This window comes from Paraburkholderia diazotrophica (genome assembly GCF_900108945.1).
GTDB classification, from domain to species: domain Bacteria; phylum Pseudomonadota; class Gammaproteobacteria; order Burkholderiales; family Burkholderiaceae; genus Paraburkholderia; species Paraburkholderia diazotrophica.
Genome location: NZ_FNYE01000027.1, coordinates 70,855 through 93,758, shown reverse-complemented (window position 1 = coordinate 93,758; position 22,904 = coordinate 70,855). Strand labels below are relative to the sequence as shown.

The following is a 22,904-nucleotide window of genomic DNA, read 5'->3' as shown; positions in this document are numbered from 1 at the left end:
CTGCCGCAACACGCACACTAACCCCATGCAGGCGTGATGAACGGAACCCCGGACCAACATGAAAACCGCGCGAGTGACCCCAATGCCAAGCGCTTCAGGAATTGCCCAGGAGACTCTTTCGCCGGATGTGCAGGCCGCCGCCGGTGACGCCTCTTCCATTCGAGAGAAGACGCCTGCCACCAGGCCGCTGATCAGGATCGATCGCATCACCAAGCGCTATGGCGCGCTTACCGTGCTCGACGAGCTTTCGCTCAATGTGATGCCGGGCGAGAAGCTCGCATTGATCGGACCATCGGGATCAGGGAAGACCACTATTCTTCGTATCCTGATGACACTCGAAACGATCGATGGCGGTCATATCGAAGTGGATGGCGAACAGCTCTTCCACATGCAGCGCGGCGGCCAGATGATCCCCGCGAACGAGCGTCATCTGCAGAAGATGCGCGAGAAGATCGGCATGGTCTTTCAGCACTTCAATCTGTTTCCCCACAAGAGCGTGCTCGACAACGTGACGCTCGCGCCGATTCTGACAAAAGGCGAGAGTCGCGAGTCGGCGGAAAAGCGCGCACTGGAACTGCTCGACATGGTCGGCATGGCCGACAAGGCGAAGAGCCGGCCCGCGCAACTTTCCGGCGGACAAAAGCAACGTGTCGCGATTGCGCGGGCGCTTGCACTCGCACCCAAGATCATGCTTTTCGATGAAGTCACTTCGGCGCTCGATCCGGAACTCGTCGAAGAAGTACTCAATGTGATGCAGAGGCTCGCCAAAGAAACCGACATGACGATGCTGCTCGTCACGCACGAAATGGGCTTTGCGCACGATTTCGCGGACCGCGTGCTGTTTTTCGATCGCGGCAGGATCGTCGAAGAAGGCAAGCCCGAGCACATATTCAGACATCCGGAACACGAGCGGACTCAGGCGTTCCTGCGCAAGATCATCGCAGCCGGTCACAGAATCTGATTAACCCGCAACGCTTATCGCAAGACCACCACGCACATCACGCACACCACCAGGCGTTAGGAGCCAAAAACCATGAAACTGAAGGCGATTCTGATCACGGGGACGTTGTCGGTACTCACTCTGGCCTGTTCCGCAGCCAATGCAGAGGACAAACTGACGCAACTCAAGGAGCAAGGCTTTGCGCGCATCGCCATTGCCAACGAACCGCCGTTCACGGCAGTCGGCGCCGACGGCAAGGTGACGGGCGCCGCGCCCGATGTCGCGCGCGCGGTCTTCAAGAAGCTCGGCGTCAACGATGTCGTCGCGTCGGTTTCCGAGTATGGCGCGATGATTCCGGGCCTAGCAGTGGGACGGCATGACGCGATTGCAGCCGGCCTCTTCATGACGCCGCAGCGCTGCGCGGCCGTCGCGTACTCGGAGCCTGTGCTTTGCGCAGTTGAGGCGTTCGCCGTCAAGAAGGGCAACACCAAGAGCATCAAGACCTACGATGAAATCGCCAAGGACCCGAAGGCGGTGATCGGCGTCGAGGGCGGCACCACCGAACAGAAACTGGCGACGGCCGCACATATTCCGACGGACCGTATCGTCATCGTGCCCGACGGACAGAGCGGGCTGAAGATGCTTCAGGACGGCCGCATCGACGCGTTCGCGCTGCCGTTGCTCTCGATCAGCGATCTGCTGTCGAAAGCGAAGGACAGCGGTCTGGAATCGATCGCGCCCGTGCAAGGCACGCCCGTGCAATGCGACGGCGTGGCGTTCCGCAAGCAGGACACGGCGCTGCGCGATGCGTTCGACGTCGAGTTGAAGAAGATCAAGGCATCCGGCGAGTTCGCGAAGATCGTCGAGCCTTACGGCTTTTCGGCAAAGGCGGCGATGTCGACGAGCCGCGACAAGCTGTGCTCGGCGTCGAACTGAGTCTGTACAAACCGGCTAGTGCGCGATTCGTTCGTGCGCTAGCCAGTATCTTGGCTGCCTTCGAGGTGCGCTTATGAACCACTGGTCCGGCTATCTGACGCTGATCATGAAGGGCGCCGTTGCGACCGTCGAACTCACGGTGATGGGGGCGGTCCTCGCGCTCGTGATGGCGTTCGTCGCAGGCCTTGGCCGCCTGTCGCCATTCGCCGCGGTACGTGCGCTCGCTACCGCGTATATCGAGTTCTTTCGCGGCACATCGGTATTCGTCCAGCTGTTCTGGGCGTATTTCGTTTTGCCGATGATCGGCCTCACGCTCACGCCGCTACAGGCGGGCGTGCTCGCGCTCGGCCTCAACGTGGGCGCGTATGGTGCGGAAGTGGTGCGCGGCGCGATCGTCGCGGTCGGCCAGGAGCAGCGCAGCGCGTGCGTTGCGTTGAATCTGTCCGTCTATCAGCGCATGCGTCATGTGATCCTGCCGCAAGCATTGCCGTTGATGCTGCCCACTTTCGGCAACAACGCAATCGAGTTGCTCAAGGGCACGGCAGTCGTATCGCTGATCTCGCTCGGCGACATGACATTCCAGGCGCAGGTGGTGCGTTCGCAGACGGGCAACACGTTGATACCGTTCGCGGCGATTCTCGCGCTTTACTTCGCAATGGCATGCCTGATTTCGTTCGGCATGCGCAAGCTCGAACGCCGGATGACATTCGGTCTCGACGGCATGAGGAGATAACGGCATGGAATGGGACTGGAGTTTCGCATTCGGGATTCTGCCGATCCTGTTGCGGGGGCTGGAGATCACCGTGCTCGCGACCTTGCTCGGCGCGATCGTTGCAGCCGTGATCGGCATGGTGTTCGCGATACTGCGCCTCGCGCCGAACCGGGCAGTGTCGCGCACGACGACGGCCATCGTGAGCTTCATTCGCGGCACACCGTTGCTCGTGCAACTGTACTTCGTGTTCTACGTACTGCCGGATATCGGCATCCGTATGCCCGCGCTGGCGGCGGGCGTGCTCGTGCTCGGCGTGCACTACGCGACTTACGCAGCGGAGGTGTATCGGACGGGCATCGAAAACGTGCCGCGTGGGCAGTGGGAGGCCGCCAAGGCATGCAACCTGAACGCGCAGCAGATGTGGCAGCACGTGATCCTGCCCGAAGCGGTTCCGCCGATGTTGCCCGCGCTCGCGAACTATCTGATTTCGATGTTCAAGGAGACGCCGTTGCTGTCGGCGATCACCGTGCTCGAACTGATGAACGAAGCGAAGATCATCGCGAACACGGACTACCGCTATCTCGAGCCGATGACGCTGGTCGGCGTGCTTTTTCTGTGCATCAGTCTTGTGGCCGTGGTCGGCGTGAGACTGCTCGAAAAACGATTTCCCGCTCTGGGGCACTGATCGATGGCTATCGTCATTCATCCGCTGAACGCAGTCCCTCAACTGGACGCACGCGCGATCGACAAGCGCATCGGCCTTGTGATTCTCGCAACCGACCACACCACGGAGCCCGATTTCGCCAGGCTCGTCGCGAATGAGCGGATCGGCATCTACACGAATCGCGTGCCGTACGCGAACCCGGTGACGCCCGACAACCTGCGCGCGATGCAGCCTTCGCTGACTGCGGGCGCAGCGCTGATCCTGCCGGATGAAGCGCTCGACGTGGTGATGTACTCGTGCACGTCGGCATCCGTGATGATCGGAGACGAGGCGATCGAGCGGGCGATTCGCGCGGCGAAACCCGATGCACATATCGTCACGCCGACGATGGCCGCCGTGACCGCACTGCGAACGATCGGTGCGCGGCGCATCAGCGTGCTGACGCCCTATACCGTCGAGACCAGCCAGCCGATGGCCGAGTATTTCGCTGCCAAAGGCTTCGTGATCGATCGCTTCATGTGCATCGGTCTGACTGACGACCGCGACATGGCGCGGATTTCGCACGACGATATCGTGGCGTACGCGCGCAATGCGATGGCGCCCGAGTCGGATGCGCTCTTTATTTCGTGCACGGCGGTGCGTGCAGCGGCTGTCATCGGGCGAATGGAGGCGTTGCTCGGCAAGCCTGTCGTGAGCAGCAATCTCGCGACTGCGTGGATGTGCCTGCGTCTTTGCGGCGACAACGAACCTAAACCGCGCCTGGGGCAACTGATGATGTGGCCGCTACCGGCTGCGGACGCGCTGCTTGAGGCATGACGTCACGACGCAGCGTCGGCTTGCGATACAGTCGATCCGCGTTATGGCCACGGCCGCTTTTCAGCTGATCCCATCCGCTTCGCCATTTCCGCTTCCCACTCGTCGCGCGGCCTGAATCCGGGCAGCGTGCGCGCGTGCCGTTCGACGGCTGCGAGGAGCTCGTCGTCCGGCAGCGAGAAATCGACGGGCACGCGCATCGGCTGGTCCACGTACCAGGGCGTGTCGATAAAGATCTCCAAACGGTTTCCTTCAGGATCTCGCGCGTAGCACGAGATCGCATTCCCGTGCGTGACGGGGGCGATCTCCTGCAGTTTTTCGTCGATGAAGCGCTGGTGAAAACGCCTGAGCGTGTCGAGACTGTCCGCTTCGAAAGAAATCTGATTGATCGGATTGAACGCGAGCGTCTCGGGTCGTCCGCCCGCCAGCACGATCTGATGATGCACGGCGGGATCGCGGCTCAGAAACACGAGCTGGACCTTGCCGTTCGGCGTCGGAAGGCTGCCGCGATCCGTCACCGTGAATTCCAGAACGCGCGAATAGAAGTCCTCGCATCGTTCGAGATCGTGGACGTAGAAGCCCATGTGGCTGAGCGAGAGCCCGGTTCGCGTCGCTGTCGACGATGTCATGATGTCTCCGGCGGTAGTGACAAACCCTAAGATAAACGAACGAAACTGCTCGCGTGCGTGTCCGCAGGCAACCGCGAAGACGGCGACCTGCTCGACACAAAAGAATCCCAACGTTGGCCACATGTGCGCGAGTTCATCGAAACGGCGTGAAGCTCGGCGCCGTGATCCATTCGAAGCATGAAGTAGCGGGCGCAACGAATGATCTGGCGCCACCCGCGTTTTCGCAAGTTCGTCACGCCTCAATCCAAACTTGGGCCGGGATGCCGCCGGTCCGCACGCATTGCTTGCAGGCGCTATTCCACGGATGCAGGCCATGAGTGCCGAGCGCTACGCGCTTCCAGAGCATGCGTGCGGGATGGAGTCCCTCATCGCCGATCTTCATATTTCAACCATATAGTTGAAGTATGTGGGCTGCACAAACCACCTGAAACGGCGCATAAAACTGAAAATGACGCCGCTCGAGCCTTATTTGGCCGGGATCAAGGCGCATATCAAGGTAAACACGTAGGCCGCAGTCGTTGACTCCTCAGGGCGTCGTGTCAATAATTCAACTCATGAGTTGAAATTTTGCATCGAAACAGGCGCGCGGGAAATCGCGGTTTCGGCCAAAAGCGATTTTCGCGCGAACGCGGCCTGGATACGGAACGCGGATACGGTTCGATCCCTCGACGCCCGGCTTTCCAGTGGCCCCGTCTCGATGCAACGCCCTGCATGGGACGCATACATTCGAATGATGCACGGCGGACGCAAGCATCTGTACCGATCACACGCTACACGACTAGTAGTACTAACTAGAACAGAACCGGCATGGCTGGTTTCAGGAGACAGACATGAAGCATCGGGTGGTGGCTGCCACGTTTGCTGCGTTGTTCGCAGGCGCGGCGCACGCGCAAAGCAGTGTCACGCTGTACGGCATCATCGACGACGGCATCAGCTACATCAGCAACCAGGGCGGTCACAGCACGGTGAAGATGGACAGCGGAATCGCGCAGTCGAGCCGCTGGGGATTGAAGGGCACGGAGGACCTGGGAGGCGGTCTACGTGCGGTTTTCACGCTGGAAAACGGCTTTGATCTGAATACGGGCATCGCGGGACAGGGCGGGTCGCTCTTCGGCCGGCGCGCATTCGTCGGCTTGTCGAGCGACACGTTCGGTACGCTGATCGCCGGTAACGACTACGACTTCATCTACGACTACGTGACCTACTACACGAACGTCACGCAGTTCGCGCCGTCGTACTCGTTCCATCTGGGCAACGACATCGACCGTCTCGCCGGCGAACAGGTGCACAACATGGTGCGCTACGAGACGCCGACTGTGCATGGCTTTGGCGCCGGCGTGATGTATGGTTTCAGCAACGCAGCGGGAGCGTTCGGTGGCTCACCGTCGTCGGCGCGCGTGTTGAGCGTCGGACTCAAATACAGCCCCACGGGAAGCTTCAACGCACCGTATTCCATCGGCGCGGCGTTCACGAAGACCGACGGCGGCAACGGCGGGCCGGGCACGGGCGGCACGATTGCACAGGTCGCGCTGGGCGCAAAATCGATCTATACCGCGGCCTTCGGCGGGCTGGTGAAGCTCGGCAACTTCGGCATCAACGGCGTGTACACCTATACGAACGCATCCGACAGTCCGCTTGGCACCATAACCGCGAACGCGTATGAAGCCGGCCTCACCTGGCAGGCGACGCCGTATTTCCAGCTCGGAGCGGGCTTCGCTTATGTCGATGAGCGCAAGCTCGGCAAGTTCGACATTGCGAGCGCGGGTCTCGACTATCGTCTGTCGAAGCGCACCGACGTGTTCACGTTCGCCACCTATCAGCACGCGTTCGCTGGCGCGAGCGTCGCGGGCAACTTTCTCGCGGTGACGCCGTATTCGATGTCTCCCAAGCTCCCGAACGGCGTGGGCGCGTCGTCGTCGCGTAACCAGACGGCCGTGCAACTCGGCATCCGTCATCTGTTTTGAAAGGAGAGCGCGTCATGAGCCGTCCTGTGAGCACAAAAGCGTTGCCCGCGCTCGATGCGTCGTCGAAAGAGAAAACGGCCGCGAGCGTGTGGGTCGTATGTGGTGCTGCAATCGGGTTGATGTTCGGATTCGGTCCGCTGTTTTTTAGTGTCATCGGCATTTTCCTGAAGCCGATGACGGCGACGTTCGGCTGGGGACGCTCCGACGTCGCGATGCTGCCGATGCTCGCGATGGCGGGCACTGCGCTGGGCGCGCCCGTCGCCGGCTATCTTGCCGACCGCATTGGGTGGAGCAAGGTCATCGCGGGTGCGATTGCGCTATTTTCGATGTCTCTGGGCGCGCTCGCTCTGACGCCCGCCAACCATGTGTATGTCGCCGTCGTCGGCTTTCTGATTGGCTTTCTCGGCGCGGCGACGACGGCGGCGGGCTATCTGGCCGTATTGCCGCGCGTCTTCGACAAGCGGCTCGGCATGGCCCTCGGGTTCGCGATGATCGGCACGGGGCTGGGCGGGTTCTTCGCGCCCATCGCCGCCAACCGGCTCGGCGTGATGATGGACTGGCGTCATTCGTTCGCTGTGTGCGCGTTGGCCGCGTTGGTGTTCGGCATCGTCGCTCATCGACTGCTGTTTCGAAACGTGCGCATCGAGAAAAGCGCCGGCGCGAGCGTGCGGACTGCGTCGCTCGAAGCGGGACTCACGCTCGGAGAAGCGGTGCGCGGCTATCGCTTCTGGCTGCTCGCCGTCGTGATGTTCGTGATTTCGAGCGCGATTCTCGGCGGCTTCGTACACCTCGCCGCGTTCGTCAGCGATCGCGGGCTTGGCCGCGATGTCGGCGCGCAGGCCGCGGGCGTCGTCGGTGCGGGTCTTGCGATTGCGCGGGTCGGGCTCGGCGCGCTGCTCGATCGCGTGTTCGCTCCGTTTGTTGCGCTCGTCAGCTTTGGCATCGGCGCAGTGGGCTTTGCGATCTTCCTCACCGACGCGGCGCAGATGCCCGCGATGATCGTTCTGGCGGCGCTGCTGCTCGGCATCTCGACGGGCTCGGAAGGCGATCTGATTCCGTTCCTCGCGCGCAAGTACTTCGGCAAGCGTTCGTTCGGCTCGATTTACGGCTGCCTGTTCGGCGCGGCGACGCTCGGCGGCGCGGTCGGTCCGTTCCTGTATGGCATCGCGTTCGACCGCTTCGGGTCTTATACGGTCGTGCATGAAGTGTCGTGTGTTGCGTGCGTTGTCGGCGCAGTGGCGATCCTGCTTCTCGGGCGCTATCCGGCGGCGCGAGCGGGAGACGAACAGTGAAACACCCCGGTGCCGCCAGCACGCGATCGCGCACTTCGTGATCGTGGTCGGCGTCGGTGTGACAGGGATGACGCTTGCCAAAAAGCTATACATCGGCCCATCTACTGGGCGATAATGACCCGACGATTCAACCAACCAGTTGATTGACTGGAGGAGCACATGACGAATTCCCTGAGCGGCGCCTTGCGCGGCGTCCGCGTTCTCGACCTGACACATGCGCTGGCCGGCCCGTTCTGCTCGCAGGTTCTGGGCGATCACGGCGCCGACGTGATCAAGGTCGAACCGCTGGAAGGCGACTTCTTCCGCCGCATCGGCCCGTTTCGCGATGACGACCGGGAGCGTCACTACGGCGGGCTGTTCCAGTCGTGCAACCGGAACAAGCGGTCTATCGCGCTGAACCTGAAGAGCGCCGAAGGTCTGGAGACGTTCCGCACGCTGGTGCGGCGCGCGGACGTGCTGGTCGAAAACTACCGCGCGGGCGTGCTGACGAAGCTGGGCATCGGCTACGAGCAATTGAAGGAAATCAATCCGCGTCTCGTCTACACGTCGGTGCGTGGCTTCGGCGACAGGCCGGGCGGCGCGAGTCCTTACATGGACTGGCCGGCCTTCGACATCGTTGCGCAGGCAATGGGCGGCTGGATGGGCATCACGGGCGAAGACGAACAGCATCCCGTGAAGGTCGGCGGCGGCCCCGGCGATACGGTACCGGGCCTGCACGCGGCATTCGGCACGATGGCCGCGTTGTGGCACGCAAAGGCGACGGGGCAGGGCCAGTATGTCGATGTCGCGATGACGGATTCGATTCTCTCGATGTCGGAGCTTCTCGTCAGCCAGTATTCGTATCGCGGCGTTTCGCAGAAGCCGGTGGGCAACAATCTGCCGGGTCTCGCGCCGCAAGGCACAGTGCGCGCGAAGGACGGCATGATCGCGATCGCGGCGCCGCACGATCCGCAATGGCTGCAGCTTTGCAGGCTGATGGGCCGCGACGATCTGGCGAAGGACCCGCGATTCGGCTCCGAAACGCTTCGCTGGGAAAACAATGACGCACTGACCGGCGAGATCGAGGCGTTCACCACGCGCTACACCAAGACGGAACTGCGCGAAATGTTCGGTGGGAAGGTGCCGTTCAGCCCCATTTACACAGCGGAGGAGATTTTCGCCGATCCGCATTTCGCGGCTCGCAATATGCTGCCGAAGGTCGAGCATCCGGGGCTGGAAGGCGAGGTGTCGGTGCCGGGCGTGCCCGCGAAGCTGTCCGTCACGCCCGGAGCAGTGCGGCATCGCGCGCCGAAACTCGGCGAGCACACGCGCGAAATCCTGCGCGAAGCGAACTTTGCCGACGCTCAAGTTGAGCGCTTGATCGCGGAAGGCGCGATCGGCGCGCCCGTGTAAAATCGAGTTCTATGTCCACACGCCCCGACGAAGCCGCGCTGCCGGCTCCCATCGAACGTCCGGCCGGGCGCCGCCGCAAGGCGCCGCCCGTCGTCCGTCACGAAGACAAGCGCCTTGCGATCCTGCGTATCGCTGCGCAGCTTTTCGCGCAGAACGGGTACGAAGCCACGTCGCTCGACATGATCGCCGACCAGATCGGCATGCATAAGGCAACGCTGTACCACTACATCAAGAATAAGGAAGAGGTGCTGTACTTCTGCCTCGTGAAGTCGTTCGAGAATCTCGATGAAGTGGTGGAAAAAGTGCGGGATCGCAGCGAGCCGCCGTTGCAGCGGCTGCGCTACTTCGCGCAGAGCCTCGCGCATGCGCAGAACAGCGACTTCGGACGCTGTCTCGTGGTGGTGGGTCTGCGTCCGCTGACGACGGAGGCGAGCCTCGACATCCGCCGCTTCCAGCGCCGGCTCGATACGACCGTGCGCGACCTGATCACGGAAGGCATCGCCGCGGGCGACATCAAGCCGTGCGTGCCGGCGCTACTGTCGGCGATGCTGTTCGGCATGTTGAACTGGGTGCCGCAGTGGTATCAGGAAGATGGGAAGTACAGCATCGACGAAGTCGTCGAGGCGTTCATGAACATGGTGATTCAAGGCATCGCGGCCAAGCCCCAGCGCTAGGCACAGCACCAGGAAGCAAGAAAGGCGGGCAGGTCCCGCCTTTTTTTGTTCCCGCCTCATTTCATTGATAAAGCACCTCAAACGCTCGCGGCCGCCTGCATCAGGCGGCCGCGCTTCGTTTTTACAGCTTGCGGGCGATCAGTTCCTTCAGGATTTCATTGGAGCCGCCATAGAGCCGCTGAATGCGCGCATCCATCATGAACTGGCAGATCGGGTATTCGGCCATGTAGCCGTAACCGCCGAACAGCTGCACGCATTCGTCGATCACCTTCCACTGCACTTCCGAGCACCAGACCTTCGCCATCGCGGCTTCTTCCGCCGACGGCGGGTTGACGCCCTCCACCAGACGCTGGATCAGGCTGTCGATGAACACGCGGCCGATGCGCACCTGGCTCACGCTCTCGGCGAGCTTGAATTTCGTGTTCTGGAAGTCCCACAGCGTCTGATTGAACATCTTGCGCTGCTTGACGTGATCGAGCGTCAGTTCGATCGCGCGTTCCGTGCTGGCGATTGCGGTCACGGCGATCGTCAGGCGCTCCTTCACGAAGCTGTCCATCATCTTGCCGAAGCCGTTGCCTTCCACGCCGCCGAGCAGGTTCTCCGCCGGCACGCGCACGTCGTCGAGGAAGATTTCGCAGGTGTCGAGGCCGTGCTGGCCCATCTTCTCGAGAATCTTGTTGACCTTGAAGCCGCTCACCTTGTCCTTCTCGACCATGAAGAGCGAGATGCCCTTCGCGCCGGGGCCGTTCGTGCGCGCGGCGACGATGGCGAGGTCAGAGCGCGAGCCGTGCGTGATGAACATCTTCGAGCCGTTGAGCACGTACTCGTCGCCCTCGCGGCGCGCCGTCGTGCGAAGCGTCTTGATGTCGGTGCCGCAGTCCGGCTCGGTGGCCGCGAACGCCAGCAGTTTTTCGCCGCGGATGATGGGCGGCAGCCACTTGTCGATCTGCTTGGGCGTACCCGTCAGGATCAGCGTGGTCGGCGCGCCGATCACGCCTGGCACGTAGCCCCAGGCGGTGTCGCAGGCGCGCGCCTGCTCTTCCATGATCACGACGTCGTGCGCGTAATTGCCGCCGTGACCGCCGTATTCCTCCGGATAGCTGACGCCGATCAGGCCCAGCTCTCCCGCCTTCAGCCACACCGACTTGTCGATGTAATGCTGCTTGCGCCACTTTTCCTGGTGCGGCGTGACTTCCTTCTCGAAGAAGCGGCGTGCCGTCGTGCGCAGCATGTCCAGTTCTTCCGTCATCCACGGCGAACGATAGTTACCGAACAGAGATTCCACGGTGTCTCCTTGATCCTTGTCTGAATGTATCAACCTATCGGTTGGCTAATTTGCAAACGCAAATGGTTCGCCGATGCAACGACCTTGACGAAAGTATTGTCGATCGACATGCAAAAAGTCAACCTACCAGTTGGTTGACTTTTATTGCGACGACTTTTATAGTCGATTCCACGCCAGCGAAATACCTCAGAAGACAGGGCGAATCATGGAGACAGATATGGCGGACAACCTATTGAATGCCGTTGACTGGTCGGGCTGCGGATTGCTCGGCAACTGGAAATCACTTGCCGGCGGTCGCATCGACGTCGTGGAGCCCGCCACGGGCCTGCAACTGGCGACGACGGGCAAGGCGAACGCAGGGGACGTGCGCGCAGCGTGCGCGCTGGCGGCCGAATCGCAAGCCGCGTGGGCAGCGATGCCCTATCCGTCGCGCGCGGCGATCTTTCGCAAGGCCGCCGCGCTGCTCGATGCGAACCGCGCTCAATACGCCGAATGGATCGTGCGCGAAACAGGCGCGATCGGACCCAAGGCCGGTTTCGAAATCGAGTCCGTCTTGCATCTGCTGCACGAGGCAGCCGCGATGCTGACGCAGCCGCCGGGACTCGTGCTGCCGAGCCAGCCGGGCGTCGTGAGTATGGCGCGGCGTGTGCCGCATGGCGTCGTCGGCGTGATTTCGCCGTTCAACTTTCCCTTCCTGCTGACGTCACGCGCGACGCTGCCTGCGCTCGCAACCGGCAACGCGGTCGTGCTGAAGCCCGATCCGCGCACGCCCGTATCGGGCGGGGTGCTGCTCGCGCTGTTGCTTCAGCAGGCCGGCTTGCCCGAAGGCGTGCTGGGCATGCTGCCCGGCGAAGCCGATGCGGGCGAGGCGCTCGTCACCGATGCGAATGTCGCGATGATTTCGTTCACGGGATCGACTGCGGTCGGCCGCCGTATCGGAGAACTCGCGGGCAAGCATCTGAAGAAGGTCGCTCTCGAACTGGGCGGCAAGAACTCACTCATCATTTGCGACGACGCGGATTTCGATCTCGCCGTATCGGGTGGTAGCTGGGCGTCATGGCTGCATCAAGGGCAGATCTGCATGAGCGCGGGCCGTCATCTCGTCCACGAATCGATCGCCGATGCCTACGCCCAGCGCATGGCCGACAAGGCGAAGCAACTGCCCGTCGGCAACCCGCATACGGGCAACGTCGCGCTCGGCCCGATCATCACGCGCAAGCAAGTCAAGCGCGTGCAGCAGATCGTCGACGAATCGGTGCGGATGGGCGCGAAGCTGCTCGCGGGTGGCAGCGGCGAAGGCCGGTTCTATCAGCCGACCGTGCTCGCGGACGTCACGCCCGAGATGCCCGCGTTCCGCGACGAGATTTTCGGGCCGGTCGTATGCATCACGCCGTTTGCTTCGGATGACGAAGCAATCGATCATGCGAATGACAGCGAGTACGGCCTGTCGGCGGGCATCTACACACGCGACGTGGGCCGAGGAATGGCCATCGCCGATCGGCTCAGCACGGGTCTCGTGCACGTCAACGACCAGACCGTGAACGACGACGGCACGATGCCGATGGGCGGACGCGGTGCGTCCGGCAACGGCTCGCGTCACGGCGGCCCCGCCAACTGGGACGAGTTCACCCAATGGCGATGGATCACGGTGCGTCAGACGCCGCCGCAATATCCGCTGTGACGTTGTGGCTGCGGCCATACAACGCCACTTCTTTCTTCTATCAGACACATCGCCAACGCTGCCCAACCGCGCTTCTCGCACGCAAGCCACCGAGCGCGGCAGGGCTCCCTTACCTCTGCCTACTTGAACCCATTGGACCCATCATGAAGATCGTCAAAGTCGAAGTCATTCCCGTCTCCACCCCGATGAAGAAGCCGATGATCATGCCGAACACGCGCATCGAGGCGATCGACAGCGTGATCCTCAAGCTCACGTGCGATGACGGCACGGTGGGCTTTTCGGATTCGGGCGACACGTCGTCGTGGTACATGGGCGAGATGCAGGGCTCGATCATGTCGATGATCTGCGACGTCATCGCGCCGCGCGTCCTGCTGGGCGAAGATCCGCGCAACATCGAGAAGCTCGTCGGCAAGATGGATCTGCTGGTGCGCGACAACAACCAGGCAAAGGCGACCGTCGACTTCGCGCTGCACGATCTCAAAGGCAAGCTGTTCAACGTGCCCGTGTACGAGTTGCTCGGCGGGCGCACGATCGCGGGCGCGGCGATGGGCTGGGTGCTGTCGGCGGGCACGCCTGAACAGGTGGCGGCCGAGGCGATCGTTGCTCACAAGCAAGGCTTCCAGCTGCTGAAGATGAAGACGGGCTTCGGCTCCGTCGAAGACGACATCCGGATGGTGTATGCGGTGCGCGAGACGGTGGGCAAGGACATCCGCCTCACGGTCGATGCGAACGGCTTCTGGAACTACGAAACGGCGCTGCGCACGATTCGCCGCCTGGACGACGCGAATCTGGAACTGATCGAGCAGCCGTTGCCGCACTGGGACATCGAAGGAATGGCGCGTTTGCGCGCCCAGGTACGCACGCCGATCTACGCCGACGAGGCGGCCAAGGAACTGCATCACATCAAGGACATCATCGACCGGCGCGCGGCCGATGGCCTCTTCATCAAATTGCAGAAGGCAGGCGGGCTGCTGAAGTCGCAGCGCTGGTTGACGCTTGCGCGGCTCTCGGGGCTGCCCGTGATGTGCGGCTGCATGATCGGCTCGGGTCTGGAGCATAGCCCGTCCGCGCATCTGTGGACGAGCAACCAGTGGGCGTCGCAATTTCTGAACGAGTCGATCGGGCCGCTGACGATTCACGGCGTGTGGGAAAGCAAGGACATCGCGCCGGGCGCCGACATCGCACTGAACGTGCCGCGTTTCGAAAACGGCTACACGTACCCGAACGAAGGGCCGGGTCTGGGCATCGAGCTGAACGAAGAATTCCTGGTGCGCAATCTCACGAAGGGCAAGGAAGCGCGCGTGGTGGCGCTGTGATGATGGAGCGCAAGGGACCTCTGACGGGGATCACCGTCATCGAGTTCGCGGGGCTCGGTCCCGCGCCGTTCGCGGGCATGATGCTTTCGGACCATGGCGCGCGCGTGATCCGCATCGATCGCGCGACGAAGCGGGCCCCGGTTCGCGACAGCGGCGCGGGCGCGCTGACCGCGCGCAGCAGCGACGTGCTCGCGCGCGGACGCGAATCGATTGCGCTCGATCTGAAGCATCCGGAGGCGACGGAAATCGCGCTGTCTTTGATCGAGCGCGCCGATATCGTGCTCGAAGGCTTTCGTCCAGGCGTGATGGAATCGCTCGGGCTCGGTCCAGACGTGTGCCTCGCGCGCAAGCCGTCGCTCGTGTATGGGCGCGTGACGGGCTGGGGGCAAACGGGTCCGCTTGCGCAAGCCGCAGGGCACGACATCAATTACATCGCGTTGGCGGGCGCGCTTCATTCGACGGCGCGTCGAGGCGAGCCGCCTGTGCCCGCGCCCGGCATGATCGGCGATTTCGGCGGCGGCGGCATGCTGCTCGCGTTCGGCGTGCTGTCGGCTCTGCATCAGGCGAAGCTGAGCGGACAAGGCCAGGTGGTCGACGCTTCGATTTGCGAAGGCGCTGCGCTGCTTGCATCGCTGATGTATGGCTGGCGTTCGGCGGGCATCTGGCACGCCGAGGCAGGCACGAACAACGGCGATGGCGGCGCGCACTTCTACGATGCGTATGCGTGCGCCGATGGCAAGTACATCTCCATCGGTTCGATCGAGCCGCAGTTCTACAAGCTCTTGCGCGAACTCGTCGGACTGGACGATGCAGCGTTCGATCAGCAGTGGGACGAATCGCAGTGGCCGGCGCTCAAGGAACGCGTCGCCGAAGCGTTCAGACAGAAGACGCGTGCCGAATGGTGCGAACTGCTCGAAGGCACGGATGTGTGCTTTGCGCCCGTGTTGTCGCTCGACGAGGCGCCGCACCATCCGCATTACGAGGCGCGAGGCACGTTCGCGACGGTCGACGGCATTACGCAGCCTGGCCCCGCCCCGCGCTTCAGCGCGACGCCGGCGGCGCCATGTCATCCCGTCGGGGCCGTGGGCGACTCGACGAGCGTGCTGCTCGCGGAACTCGGCTACTCGCCGGATGACATCGCGCGCCTGCTCGATGGTGTCGCGCAAAGTGTGTAGCGGGCCGCGTCAGTGAATAGGTGGAGACGAAGATGAAAATCCTGGTGCCAGTCAAGAGAGTGGTTGACTACAACGTGAAGGTCCGCGTGAAGTCGGATGGGACGGGCGTCGATCTCGCGAACGTGAAGATGTCGATGAATCCGTTCGACGAAATCGCCGTCGAAGAGGCCGTGCGCCTGAAGGAAGCGGGCGTCGCGACGGAAGTGATCGCGGTGTCGGCAGGCGTCGCGCAGTGCCAGGAAACGCTGCGCACGGCGCTGGCGATCGGTGCGGATCGTGCGATCCTCATCGAATCGAATGAAGACCTGCAGCCGTTGGCTGTGGCGAAGCTGCTGAAGGCGCTGGTCGACAAGGAGCAGCCTTCTCTTGTCATTCTCGGCAAGCAGGCCATCGACGACGATTCCAACCAGACGGGCCAGATGCTGGCCGCGCTGGCGAATCTGCCGCAGGCGACGTTTGCATCGAAGGTCGTCGTGGCTGACGGCAAGGCGACGGTGTCGCGTGAAGTCGATGGCGGCGCGGAAACGCTTTCGCTGCAATTGCCCGCCGTGGTGACGACTGATCTGCGCCTGAACGAGCCGCGCTATGTGACGCTGCCGAACATCATGAAGGCGAAGAAGAAGCCGCTCGAAACCGTGAAGCCCGAAGACTTGGGCGTCGATGTGACGCCGCGTCTGAAGACGCTGAAGGTCAGTGAGCCGCCGAAGCGTTCCGCCGGCGTCAAGGTGCCGGACGTGAAGACGCTGGTCGAGAAGCTCAAGACCGAAGCCAAGGTGCTTTGATCGACGGACATGCGGAGACGAATGAAATGACGATTCTGGTAATTGCTGAACACGACAATGCGTCGATCAAGGCCGCGACGCTGAACACGGTCGCGGCCGCACAGAAGATCGGCGGCGACATTCACGTGCTGGTCGCTGGCCACAACGCACAAGCTGCTGCGGACGCGGCTGCGAAGATTGCGGGCGTCGCAAAGGTGCTGCTCGCCGATGCGCCGCAACTCGAAGCGGGTCTCGCAGAAAACGTCGAGGCGACGGTGCTGAAGATCGCGAAGGACTACTCGCACATCCTCGCGCCCGCGACGGCCTACGGCAAGAACATCGCGCCGCGCATCGCCGCAAAGCTGGACGTCGCGCAGATCAGCGAGATCACGGCTGTCGATAGCGCGGACACGTTCGAGCGCCCAATCTATGCAGGCAACGCGATTGCAACGGTTCAATCTCAAGACCCGATCAAGGTCATCACGGTGCGTGCAACGGGCTTCGACCCGGTCGCAGCGCAAGGCGGCAGCGCTTCTGTCGAGAAGATCGAAGCTGCGGCAGACGCAGGCATCTCGCAGTTCGTGAGCCGCGAAGTGACGAAGCTGGACCGTCCGGAACTGACCTCGGCGAACATCATCGTGTCGGGCGGCCGTGGTCTTGGCAGCGGCGAGAACTACACGAAGATTCTCGAGCCGCTCGCGGACAAGCTCGGTGCAGCAATGGGCGCATCGCGCGCAGCCGTCGACGCAGGCTACGTGCCGAACGACTATCAGGTCGGCCAGACGGGCAAGATCGTTGCGCCGCAACTGTACATCGCGGTCGGCATTTCGGGCGCGATCCAGCACCTCGCAGGGATGAAGGACTCGAAGGTGATCGTCGCGATCAACAAGGATGAAGAGGCGCCGATTTTCGGCGTCGCGGACTACGGTCTTGTCGGCGATCTGTTCACGGCCGTCCCGGAACTCTGCGCGAGTCTCGCGTAAGCGGATCTGAGGGTGGGGCAGGCAATGAGCTTCAATCATTGTCCGATGAGGATTGGGACAAGATCGCGCACCTGTTCCCCCGCGACAGGACTCGCAGATACGGTCGCGTGCCCCGCGACCCGCGCGAACTCCTGAACGCAATCCTATGGGTGCTGACGCAAACGAGCGCTGGCATCATCTGCCGCGTGATGGACCGCCTGCGCAGACGTGCTACATGAAATATCGTCAATGGTGCCGGGATGGCACGCTCGCCAAAGTCGCAGACGTGCTCGGCATTGCGCTTCCCTTATCCCCTGCTACGACAGAGAGCAAAGACGAAAGGGGATAACGCATAGGGGCGGTCCGCTCCCGTTGATCTGCCTTCAAGCAAGCATCCCGAAACACCCGGGCACGTTCGGTCACGCGCCGATGGACGAGCGGCGTCCAAGGGCGCCGATCTCGTCACATTCTCTTTCGCGCTGCTCAAAACCCGAAATCAGGGCATAACAATTTCAGCGGAAGACGAGGACAGGAATCGTACTGTGGCTGAGCACCTTCTGTGTTTCGCTGCCCAGCAAAAGGCTGCTGACCCGGTTCCGGCCATGCGATGCCATGAAGATCACGTCACATTCGAGCTCTATCGCCTTGGCGATGATCCCGAGATAGGGCGACGACGCGACCGACGCGGCACCGACGCAATGCACGCCATTTTGAGCGGCGGCTTCCTCGATCTTCACGTGCTCTGCACGGGCCTCATCGTGCGCGCGTGATGCGTATTCCGGCCACAGTTCGTTATCGGTTGGAATCCACTGGTCGTGTACGCAGGTATAGGGCGTAAGACGCGCGCCGCTGATCCGGGCGAATTCGATGGCACTCGAAACGGCCCTGCGCGATACGTCGGAACCGTCAACGGGAAGAAGAATGTGTTTGAACATGGATAGTGGGTCGCGCATCGCGCGGCTGTGACAGAGTCAATAAGATCGACAGGTGGATCAGTATTCCTCTTTTCGTCGCTCGGGTATTGACGATGGTCATCCGCCCATTTTCCATTCCGGGCGGCAGAACGCCACAGCACGTCGACAAGCTCATCTCGACGCCCCAAGACCCCACAGATGAAGCTTGCTGTCAACGGCAGGTACGAAACCCCACGAAGATATCGCTACGGTGCGGCAGATAAAAGTTTCGATAGCGAGGATTGCGCATCCGGTCGCGTGTGACGAACGACGCGCCGCGCACGCTCCGGTGCGTATGAAACCAGGGCGCGGAATAGTCCTCGTACGGATCAGCGGAAAAGCCCGCATACGGCTCGAAGGGATCGGCCATCCACTCCCACACAGACTCGCCCCATTCGATCAGTTCGTTGCACGCGGCGTACTCCCATTCGGCTTCAGTCGGCAAGCGCCGGCCATGCCAGCGGCAAAACGCTTCCGCTTCGTACGCGTTGACGTGACAGACCGGCTGCGAAAGCGGCAGCGGCTGCCATTGCCCGAACCAGCGATGCTCCCAGCGCGTGGAGCCGCTGCCTGCTCTTGCGGTTTCGCGCCACCGCTTCGGCGCTTTGAGGCCGGTGCGCTCGAGCCACGCGATGCCATCGCTCGACCACCAGCGTTCGTTTTCATAGCCGTTCGCCGCGACGAATTCCATGAACTGGGCGTTGCTCACGCATTGGCGGTCGATCTGCGCCGGCCCGACGGACACCGCGTGTCGCCATTTTTCGTTGTCGAACACGAAGCCGTCGTCCTGTGATCCGCCCATCTCGAACGTCTCGCCGCCGATCGCGATCTCGCTCGTCTCCGCGAGATGCTCGACGGGCCGCATCGCGAGCGGCATATGTGACGGATAGTCAAGCGTCTGCCGCATGTAGGTCAGCGCCTCGGCATGCATGTCTTCGTGGTACAACGCGAGACGGAAGTAATAGAGATCGTCGTCCGATTCCGTCGAGGCGACGAGCTTCGCGCGCACCTGTTCCAGCACGGTGTCCGCATAGTCGATAATCTCCGCACGCGGTGGCAGGTCAAGATGCCAGCGATCGTCGTGCGCAACGCTTCCCGAGTCGAACCATCGGTCAGCGTTTGCGAGCAGCGAAGGGCGCGTGGGGGCGAACCGGCCTTGCGGGTTTCGTTGTGGATCGCGCAGTATCCAGTGTTCGGTGAACCACGCGACATGCGCGTATTCCCACAACGGCGGATTGATGCCGGGGTCGCAGGGAACCTGCATCTGCGTGGGCGTCAAATCTGCGAGGATCGACCACGTCTGCCGATGAGCATCGACGAATGCCGCATCCAGTTGGGCCTTGTCCAGTTTGCGTGTTGTCACTCTGCCAATCCGTACCACCATGCGTCCTCCCATGGCCAGAATATTCATCGCGAGCCCCGCACTGCGCAGCGCCAACAATGGAAACTGGCAGACGGCCTATCGCTGGTTCAGGTTCCTGCGGACAGACTACCAGGTGTCGCTCGACGCCGAATGGCCTTCCGCCGATCACCCACACGAGCCGCCCGCCTGTCTGATTGCATTGCATGCGCGGCGTTCAGCCCCGAGTATCGCCAGGTTTGCCGAGGCTTGCCCGGATCGTCCCCTTGTCGTCGTGCTGACGGGCACCGATCTCTACAGGGACATTCGCGTCGACGAATCCGCGCGCCGTTCGCTCGATCTTGCTACACATCTGGTCGTGTTGCAGGAAGAGGGGCTGGCGGAAATGACGGCTGCGCATCGCGCGAAATGCCGTGTGATCTACCAGTCCGCGCCGGCGCGCAAAACAGAAATTCCTTCGACGCGCCGACGCCGCACGTTCGACGTCGTGTTCGTCGGTCACATGCGCGCGGAAAAAGACCCGCGCACGCCGATGCGCGCGCTCGAGCGGCTGCCCGACGATTCGCGCGTCCGGCTGATCCACATCGGCCGTGCACTTGAAGACGAGTATCGGCTGGCGGCGCAGACATTGCAAACGAGGGCGTGGCCCACGGTGCAGCGCTACGTCTGGTACGAGGGACTGGCGCACGGCGCCACGCTGCGACGCATTGCGAACGCCGACGCGATGGTCATATCGAGTGTGATGGAAGGCGGCGCGAACGTGATCATCGAAGCGGTGAACGCGGGCGTTCCCGTATTGGCGAGCCGCATCGCGGGCAACATCGGCATGCTGGGCCGCGATTACGGTGGCTACTTCCCGCCCGGCGACGACCAGGCGCTGGCGGCGCTGCTCGATCGCGCGAGCCGCGACCGCGCGTTTCTGACAGCGCTCCAGCAGCAATGCGCGCGGCGGGCGCCCTGGTTTGCGCCCGCCGTGGAGCATGCGGCAGTAGTCAGCCTGGTCAGGGATGCGCTGGCTCAGGCATCGCCATAGCGGATCACCGATCGCGTGAAGCGGGCCGTTGGCGCAGCGTGCGCGCGGCCGCAACCATGTTCGTCAGCGCGGGGATCACTTCTTCCCATGCGCGCGTCTTCAGGCCGCAATCCGGGTTCACCCATAAACGCTCTGCAGGAATCCGCTCCGCCGCTTTCTGCATCAGATTCACGATGTGTTCCTCGCTCGGAATGTTCGGCGAGTGAATGTCATAGACGCCCGGCCCGATCTGGTTCGGATAATTGAAGTGATCGAAAGCATCCAGCAGTTCCATGTCGGAGCGCGACGTTTCGATCGTGATCACATCGGCGTCCATATCGGCAATCGACGCGATGATGTCGTTGAACTCCGAGTAGCACATGTGTGTATGAATCTGCGTTTCGTCCTTCACGCCGTTCGCGGCGATGCGGAACGATTCCACCGCCCATTGCAGATACGTGTTCCATTGCGAGCGGCGCAGCGGCAGCCCTTCGCGCAGCGCGGCCTCGTCGATCTGGATGATGCGCACGCCGGCCTTTTCCAGGTCGAGCACTTCATCGCGTATTGCGAGCGCCAGTTGATGGCATGACACCGAGCGAGGCTGATCGTCGCGCACGAACGACCAGTTCAGGATCGTGACGGGCCCTGTCAGCATGCCTTTCATCGGCTTGCTGGTTTGCGATTGCGCGTATCGGGTCCATTCGACCGTCATCGCCTTCGGGCGGCTGATGTCGCCGAACAGGATGGGCGGCTTCACGCAACGCGAGCCATACGACTGCACCCAGCCGAACTGGCTGAACGCATAGCCGTCGAGTTGTTCGCCGAAGTATTCGACCATGTCGTTGCGTTCGGCTTCGCCATGCACGAGCACGTCGAGGCCGAGCGCTTCCTGTTCCTTCACGGCGCGCGCGATTTCGCGTTCCATCGCCGCGTGGTAGCCCGACTGATCGAGTGCGCCGCGCTTGAACGCGCTGCGCGCGTGACGGATTTCGTTCGTCTGCGGGAACGAGCCGATCGTGGTCGTCGGATAAGCGGGCAGATCGAAAAGCGCTGCCTGCTTTTCGGCGCGCTGCGCATATGCGCTCGCGCGTTGGCCGAGCGCGGTATCGATGCGCGCGATCGCCGCCTTCACGGCCGGTTTGTGCACGCGCGGCGAGACGCGGCGGCTTTCGATGGCGGCGGCATTCGCATCGAGCGCATCGGCCACCGATGCGCGGCCGTTATTCAGCGCGCCCGCCAGCACCGTCAGTTCGTCGAGCTTTTGCAGCGCGAACGCGAGCCACGATCTGATTTCGGCGTCGAGCTTCTGCTCGCTGTTCAGATCGACGGGAACGTGCAGCAGCGAGCACGACGGCGCGATCCACAAGCGATCGCCGAGCGTGCGATGCAGCGGTTCGAGCCATTGCAGCGCCGCGTTCAGATCGGTCTTCCAGATATTGCGGCCGTTGATCGCGCCAACCGATAGGACCGCCGTATCCGGCAGTTGCGCCGCGGCCTGCGCGACTTCATCGCGTGCATTGATCGCATCGATATGCAGGCCATCGACGGGCAGCTTGCACGTGAGTTCGAGATTGTCCTGCAACTGCCCGAAGTAAGTCGCGAGCAGCAGCCTCACGCGCCGTGCCGACAGCGCATCGTAGGCGGTGACGAATGCTTCGCGCCACTTCGCGTCGAGTTCCGTGACGAGCGCCGGTTCGTCGATCTGCACCCATTCGACGCCTTGCGCCGTGAAGTAGTCGAGCAGCGCCGCGTACACGGGGAGCAGGCGCGGCAACAGCGCGAGCTTGTCGGAGCCGTCCTTCGATTTGCCGAGCCACAGATACGTGACGGGTCCGATGATCACGGGCTTCGCGTTCACGCCCGCTGCGCGCGCTTGTGCAAGCTGTTCGATGAGGCGCGAAGGATCGAGCGAGAACTGCGTGTGCGCGTCGAACTCGGGGACGATGTAGTGATAGTTCGTGTCGAACCACTTGGTCATTTCGCCAGCGGCCACGCCACCGCGGCATGCGTGGTGATCTTCCGCGCCGTGCGCCGAGCGGCCGCGCGCGACGCGGAAAGCGTTGTCGAGCGCATCGCCGTGAAAGCCGCGCACGCGCTCGGGCAGATTGCCGAGCGTAAAGCTCATGTCGAGCACCTGGTCATAGAACGCGAAATCGCCGACGGGTACGAAGTCGAGTCGCGCCTGATCCTTCCAGTGACGCGCGCGAAGCTGCGCGCCGGCCGCCTTCAGCTCGTCGCGTGAAGACTGGCCTTTCCAGTAGCTCTCAAGGGCGAATTTCAATTCGCGGTTTGCGCCGATGCGCGGAAAACCAAGGTTGTGCGTCGTGACCATCGTTCTTGTGCCGTCCAGAGAAAAGAGCCTGAAGCCGATGATAGAATTTTC

At 62.5% G+C, this 22,904-nt stretch carries 21 protein-coding genes; 16 read left to right on the top strand and 5 right to left on the bottom strand.

All coding sequences use genetic code 11. The features are described 5' to 3' along the window. Window positions 1-58: 58 nt before the first annotated feature. From ehuA to eutA, 5 genes are all read left to right on the top strand, one after another. On the top strand, window positions 59-961 hold the full coding sequence (gene ehuA, locus BMW76_RS27670; RefSeq protein WP_090871049.1) for an ectoine/hydroxyectoine ABC transporter ATP-binding protein EhuA: 903 nt from the start codon (window positions 59-61) through the stop codon (window positions 959-961). Window positions 962-1,033: 72 nt separating this feature from the next. Further along, window positions 1,034-1,876, top strand: coding sequence for an ectoine/hydroxyectoine ABC transporter substrate-binding protein EhuB (gene ehuB, locus BMW76_RS27665; RefSeq protein WP_090871047.1), 843 nt, complete (start codon window positions 1,034-1,036; stop codon window positions 1,874-1,876). A 73-nt stretch (window positions 1,877-1,949) separates the two neighbouring features. Then, window positions 1,950-2,609, top strand: a complete 660-nt coding sequence (gene ehuC / locus BMW76_RS27660) for an ectoine/hydroxyectoine ABC transporter permease subunit EhuC (protein WP_090871045.1) — start codon at window positions 1,950-1,952, stop codon at window positions 2,607-2,609. Between the two features lie 4 nt (window positions 2,610-2,613). Next, a complete protein-coding gene (gene ehuD, locus BMW76_RS27655; protein WP_090871043.1) occupies window positions 2,614-3,273 on the top strand; it encodes an ectoine/hydroxyectoine ABC transporter permease subunit EhuD in 660 nt (219 codons plus the stop codon). Window positions 3,274-3,276: 3 nt separating this feature from the next. After that, entirely contained in the window at window positions 3,277-4,068 is a 792-nt protein-coding gene (eutA, locus tag BMW76_RS27650; RefSeq protein ID WP_090871041.1) for an ectoine utilization protein EutA, read from the top strand. A gap of 41 nt (window positions 4,069-4,109) precedes the next feature. Here eutA and BMW76_RS27645 read toward each other — a convergent pair whose 3' ends face one another. After that, on the bottom strand, window positions 4,110-4,694 hold the full coding sequence (locus tag BMW76_RS27645) for a VOC family protein (RefSeq protein ID WP_090871039.1): 585 nt from the start codon (window positions 4,692-4,694) through the stop codon (window positions 4,110-4,112). A gap of 830 nt (window positions 4,695-5,524) precedes the next feature. On the opposite strand from BMW76_RS27645, the gene BMW76_RS27640 reads away from it, so the two are divergent. From BMW76_RS27640 to BMW76_RS27625, 4 genes are all read left to right on the top strand, one after another. After that, a complete protein-coding gene (locus tag BMW76_RS27640; RefSeq protein WP_090871037.1) occupies window positions 5,525-6,658 on the top strand; it encodes a porin in 1,134 nt (377 codons plus the stop codon). 14 nt (window positions 6,659-6,672) lie between these two features. Beyond that, window positions 6,673-7,950 (top strand): MFS transporter, encoded by a 1,278-nt coding sequence (locus BMW76_RS27635; protein ID WP_090871035.1) that lies wholly within the window; start codon window positions 6,673-6,675, stop codon window positions 7,948-7,950. 159 nt (window positions 7,951-8,109) lie between these two features. After that, window positions 8,110-9,342 (top strand): CaiB/BaiF CoA transferase family protein, encoded by a 1,233-nt coding sequence (locus BMW76_RS27630; protein ID WP_090871033.1) that lies wholly within the window; start codon window positions 8,110-8,112, stop codon window positions 9,340-9,342. Between the two features lie 11 nt (window positions 9,343-9,353). After that, complete coding sequence (locus tag BMW76_RS27625) at window positions 9,354-10,016, top strand: TetR/AcrR family transcriptional regulator (protein WP_090871031.1); 663 nt, start codon at window positions 9,354-9,356, stop codon at window positions 10,014-10,016. A 121-nt stretch (window positions 10,017-10,137) separates the two neighbouring features. On the opposite strand, the gene BMW76_RS27620 is transcribed toward BMW76_RS27625, so the two are convergent. Next, window positions 10,138-11,301 (bottom strand): acyl-CoA dehydrogenase family protein, encoded by a 1,164-nt coding sequence (locus tag BMW76_RS27620; RefSeq protein ID WP_245763407.1) that lies wholly within the window; start codon window positions 11,299-11,301, stop codon window positions 10,138-10,140. A gap of 205 nt (window positions 11,302-11,506) precedes the next feature. Between BMW76_RS27620 and BMW76_RS27615 the strand changes: the two genes are divergently transcribed. From BMW76_RS27615 to BMW76_RS42850, 6 genes are all read left to right on the top strand, one after another. Next, window positions 11,507-12,982, top strand: coding sequence for a benzaldehyde dehydrogenase (locus BMW76_RS27615; RefSeq protein WP_407669029.1), 1,476 nt, complete (start codon window positions 11,507-11,509; stop codon window positions 12,980-12,982). A 143-nt stretch (window positions 12,983-13,125) separates the two neighbouring features. Next, complete coding sequence (locus tag BMW76_RS27610) at window positions 13,126-14,298, top strand: mandelate racemase/muconate lactonizing enzyme family protein (RefSeq protein ID WP_090871027.1); 1,173 nt, start codon at window positions 13,126-13,128, stop codon at window positions 14,296-14,298. Then, window positions 14,298-15,473 (top strand): CaiB/BaiF CoA transferase family protein, encoded by a 1,176-nt coding sequence (locus BMW76_RS27605; RefSeq protein ID WP_245763406.1) that lies wholly within the window; start codon window positions 14,298-14,300, stop codon window positions 15,471-15,473. The genes BMW76_RS27610 and BMW76_RS27605 overlap by 1 nt, the downstream gene beginning before the upstream one ends. Window positions 15,474-15,505: 32 nt before the next feature. Continuing rightward, window positions 15,506-16,255: an electron transfer flavoprotein subunit beta/FixA family protein gene (locus tag BMW76_RS27600; RefSeq protein ID WP_090871023.1), complete on the top strand. Its 750-nt coding sequence runs from the start codon at window positions 15,506-15,508 to the stop codon at window positions 16,253-16,255. 26 nt (window positions 16,256-16,281) lie between these two features. Further along, window positions 16,282-17,217, top strand: a complete 936-nt coding sequence (locus tag BMW76_RS27595; protein WP_090871083.1) for an electron transfer flavoprotein subunit alpha/FixB family protein — start codon at window positions 16,282-16,284, stop codon at window positions 17,215-17,217. A gap of 38 nt (window positions 17,218-17,255) precedes the next feature. Beyond that, on the top strand, window positions 17,256-17,435 hold the full coding sequence (locus BMW76_RS42850; protein WP_407669028.1) for a transposase: 180 nt from the start codon (window positions 17,256-17,258) through the stop codon (window positions 17,433-17,435). A 273-nt stretch (window positions 17,436-17,708) separates the two neighbouring features. Here the strand turns inward: BMW76_RS42850 and BMW76_RS27585 are convergent, their stop codons facing one another. Continuing rightward, entirely contained in the window at window positions 17,709-18,131 is a 423-nt protein-coding gene (locus tag BMW76_RS27585; protein WP_090871021.1) for a universal stress protein, read from the bottom strand. Window positions 18,132-18,321: 190 nt separating this feature from the next. Beyond that, window positions 18,322-19,512: a selenoneine synthase SenA gene (senA, locus tag BMW76_RS27580; RefSeq protein WP_245763405.1), complete on the bottom strand. Its 1,191-nt coding sequence runs from the start codon at window positions 19,510-19,512 to the stop codon at window positions 18,322-18,324. A 19-nt stretch (window positions 19,513-19,531) separates the two neighbouring features. On the opposite strand from senA, the gene senB reads away from it, so the two are divergent. Further along, window positions 19,532-20,542, top strand: coding sequence for a selenoneine biosynthesis selenosugar synthase SenB (gene senB, locus BMW76_RS27575; RefSeq protein ID WP_090871018.1), 1,011 nt, complete (start codon window positions 19,532-19,534; stop codon window positions 20,540-20,542). A 4-nt stretch (window positions 20,543-20,546) separates the two neighbouring features. Here senB and metE read toward each other — a convergent pair whose 3' ends face one another. Beyond that, a complete protein-coding gene (metE, locus tag BMW76_RS27570; protein ID WP_090871016.1) occupies window positions 20,547-22,853 on the bottom strand; it encodes a 5-methyltetrahydropteroyltriglutamate--homocysteine S-methyltransferase in 2,307 nt (768 codons plus the stop codon). Window positions 22,854-22,904: the final 51 nt, after the last annotated feature.

Bases quoted from the DNA above. Each gene is read 5' to 3' on its own strand.
- ehuD (WP_090871043.1), top strand. From the start codon at position 2,614: ATGGAATGGGACTGGAGTTTCGCATTCGGGATTCTGCCGATCCTGTTG.
- metE (WP_090871016.1), bottom strand. From the start codon at position 22,853: ATGGTCACGACGCACAACCTTGGTTTTCCGCGCATCGGCGCAAACCGC.
- BMW76_RS27635 (WP_090871035.1), top strand. From the start codon at position 6,673: ATGAGCCGTCCTGTGAGCACAAAAGCGTTGCCCGCGCTCGATGCGTCG.
- ehuC (WP_090871045.1), top strand. From the start codon at position 1,950: ATGAACCACTGGTCCGGCTATCTGACGCTGATCATGAAGGGCGCCGTT.
- senB (WP_090871018.1), top strand. From the start codon at position 19,532: ATGCGTCCTCCCATGGCCAGAATATTCATCGCGAGCCCCGCACTGCGC.
- eutA (WP_090871041.1), top strand. From the start codon at position 3,277: ATGGCTATCGTCATTCATCCGCTGAACGCAGTCCCTCAACTGGACGCA.
- BMW76_RS27595 (WP_090871083.1), top strand. From the start codon at position 16,282: ATGACGATTCTGGTAATTGCTGAACACGACAATGCGTCGATCAAGGCC.
- BMW76_RS27625 (WP_090871031.1), top strand. From the start codon at position 9,354: ATGTCCACACGCCCCGACGAAGCCGCGCTGCCGGCTCCCATCGAACGT.
- BMW76_RS27630 (WP_090871033.1), top strand. From the start codon at position 8,110: ATGACGAATTCCCTGAGCGGCGCCTTGCGCGGCGTCCGCGTTCTCGAC.
- BMW76_RS27615 (WP_407669029.1), top strand. From the start codon at position 11,507: ATGGAGACAGATATGGCGGACAACCTATTGAATGCCGTTGACTGGTCG.
- ehuA (WP_090871049.1), top strand. From the start codon at position 59: ATGAAAACCGCGCGAGTGACCCCAATGCCAAGCGCTTCAGGAATTGCC.
- BMW76_RS27610 (WP_090871027.1), top strand. From the start codon at position 13,126: ATGAAGATCGTCAAAGTCGAAGTCATTCCCGTCTCCACCCCGATGAAG.
- BMW76_RS27605 (WP_245763406.1), top strand. From the start codon at position 14,298: ATGATGGAGCGCAAGGGACCTCTGACGGGGATCACCGTCATCGAGTTC.
- BMW76_RS27585 (WP_090871021.1), bottom strand. From the start codon at position 18,131: ATGTTCAAACACATTCTTCTTCCCGTTGACGGTTCCGACGTATCGCGC.
- BMW76_RS27640 (WP_090871037.1), top strand. From the start codon at position 5,525: ATGAAGCATCGGGTGGTGGCTGCCACGTTTGCTGCGTTGTTCGCAGGC.
- ehuB (WP_090871047.1), top strand. From the start codon at position 1,034: ATGAAACTGAAGGCGATTCTGATCACGGGGACGTTGTCGGTACTCACT.
- BMW76_RS27600 (WP_090871023.1), top strand. From the start codon at position 15,506: ATGAAAATCCTGGTGCCAGTCAAGAGAGTGGTTGACTACAACGTGAAG.
- BMW76_RS27645 (WP_090871039.1), bottom strand. From the start codon at position 4,694: ATGACATCGTCGACAGCGACGCGAACCGGGCTCTCGCTCAGCCACATG.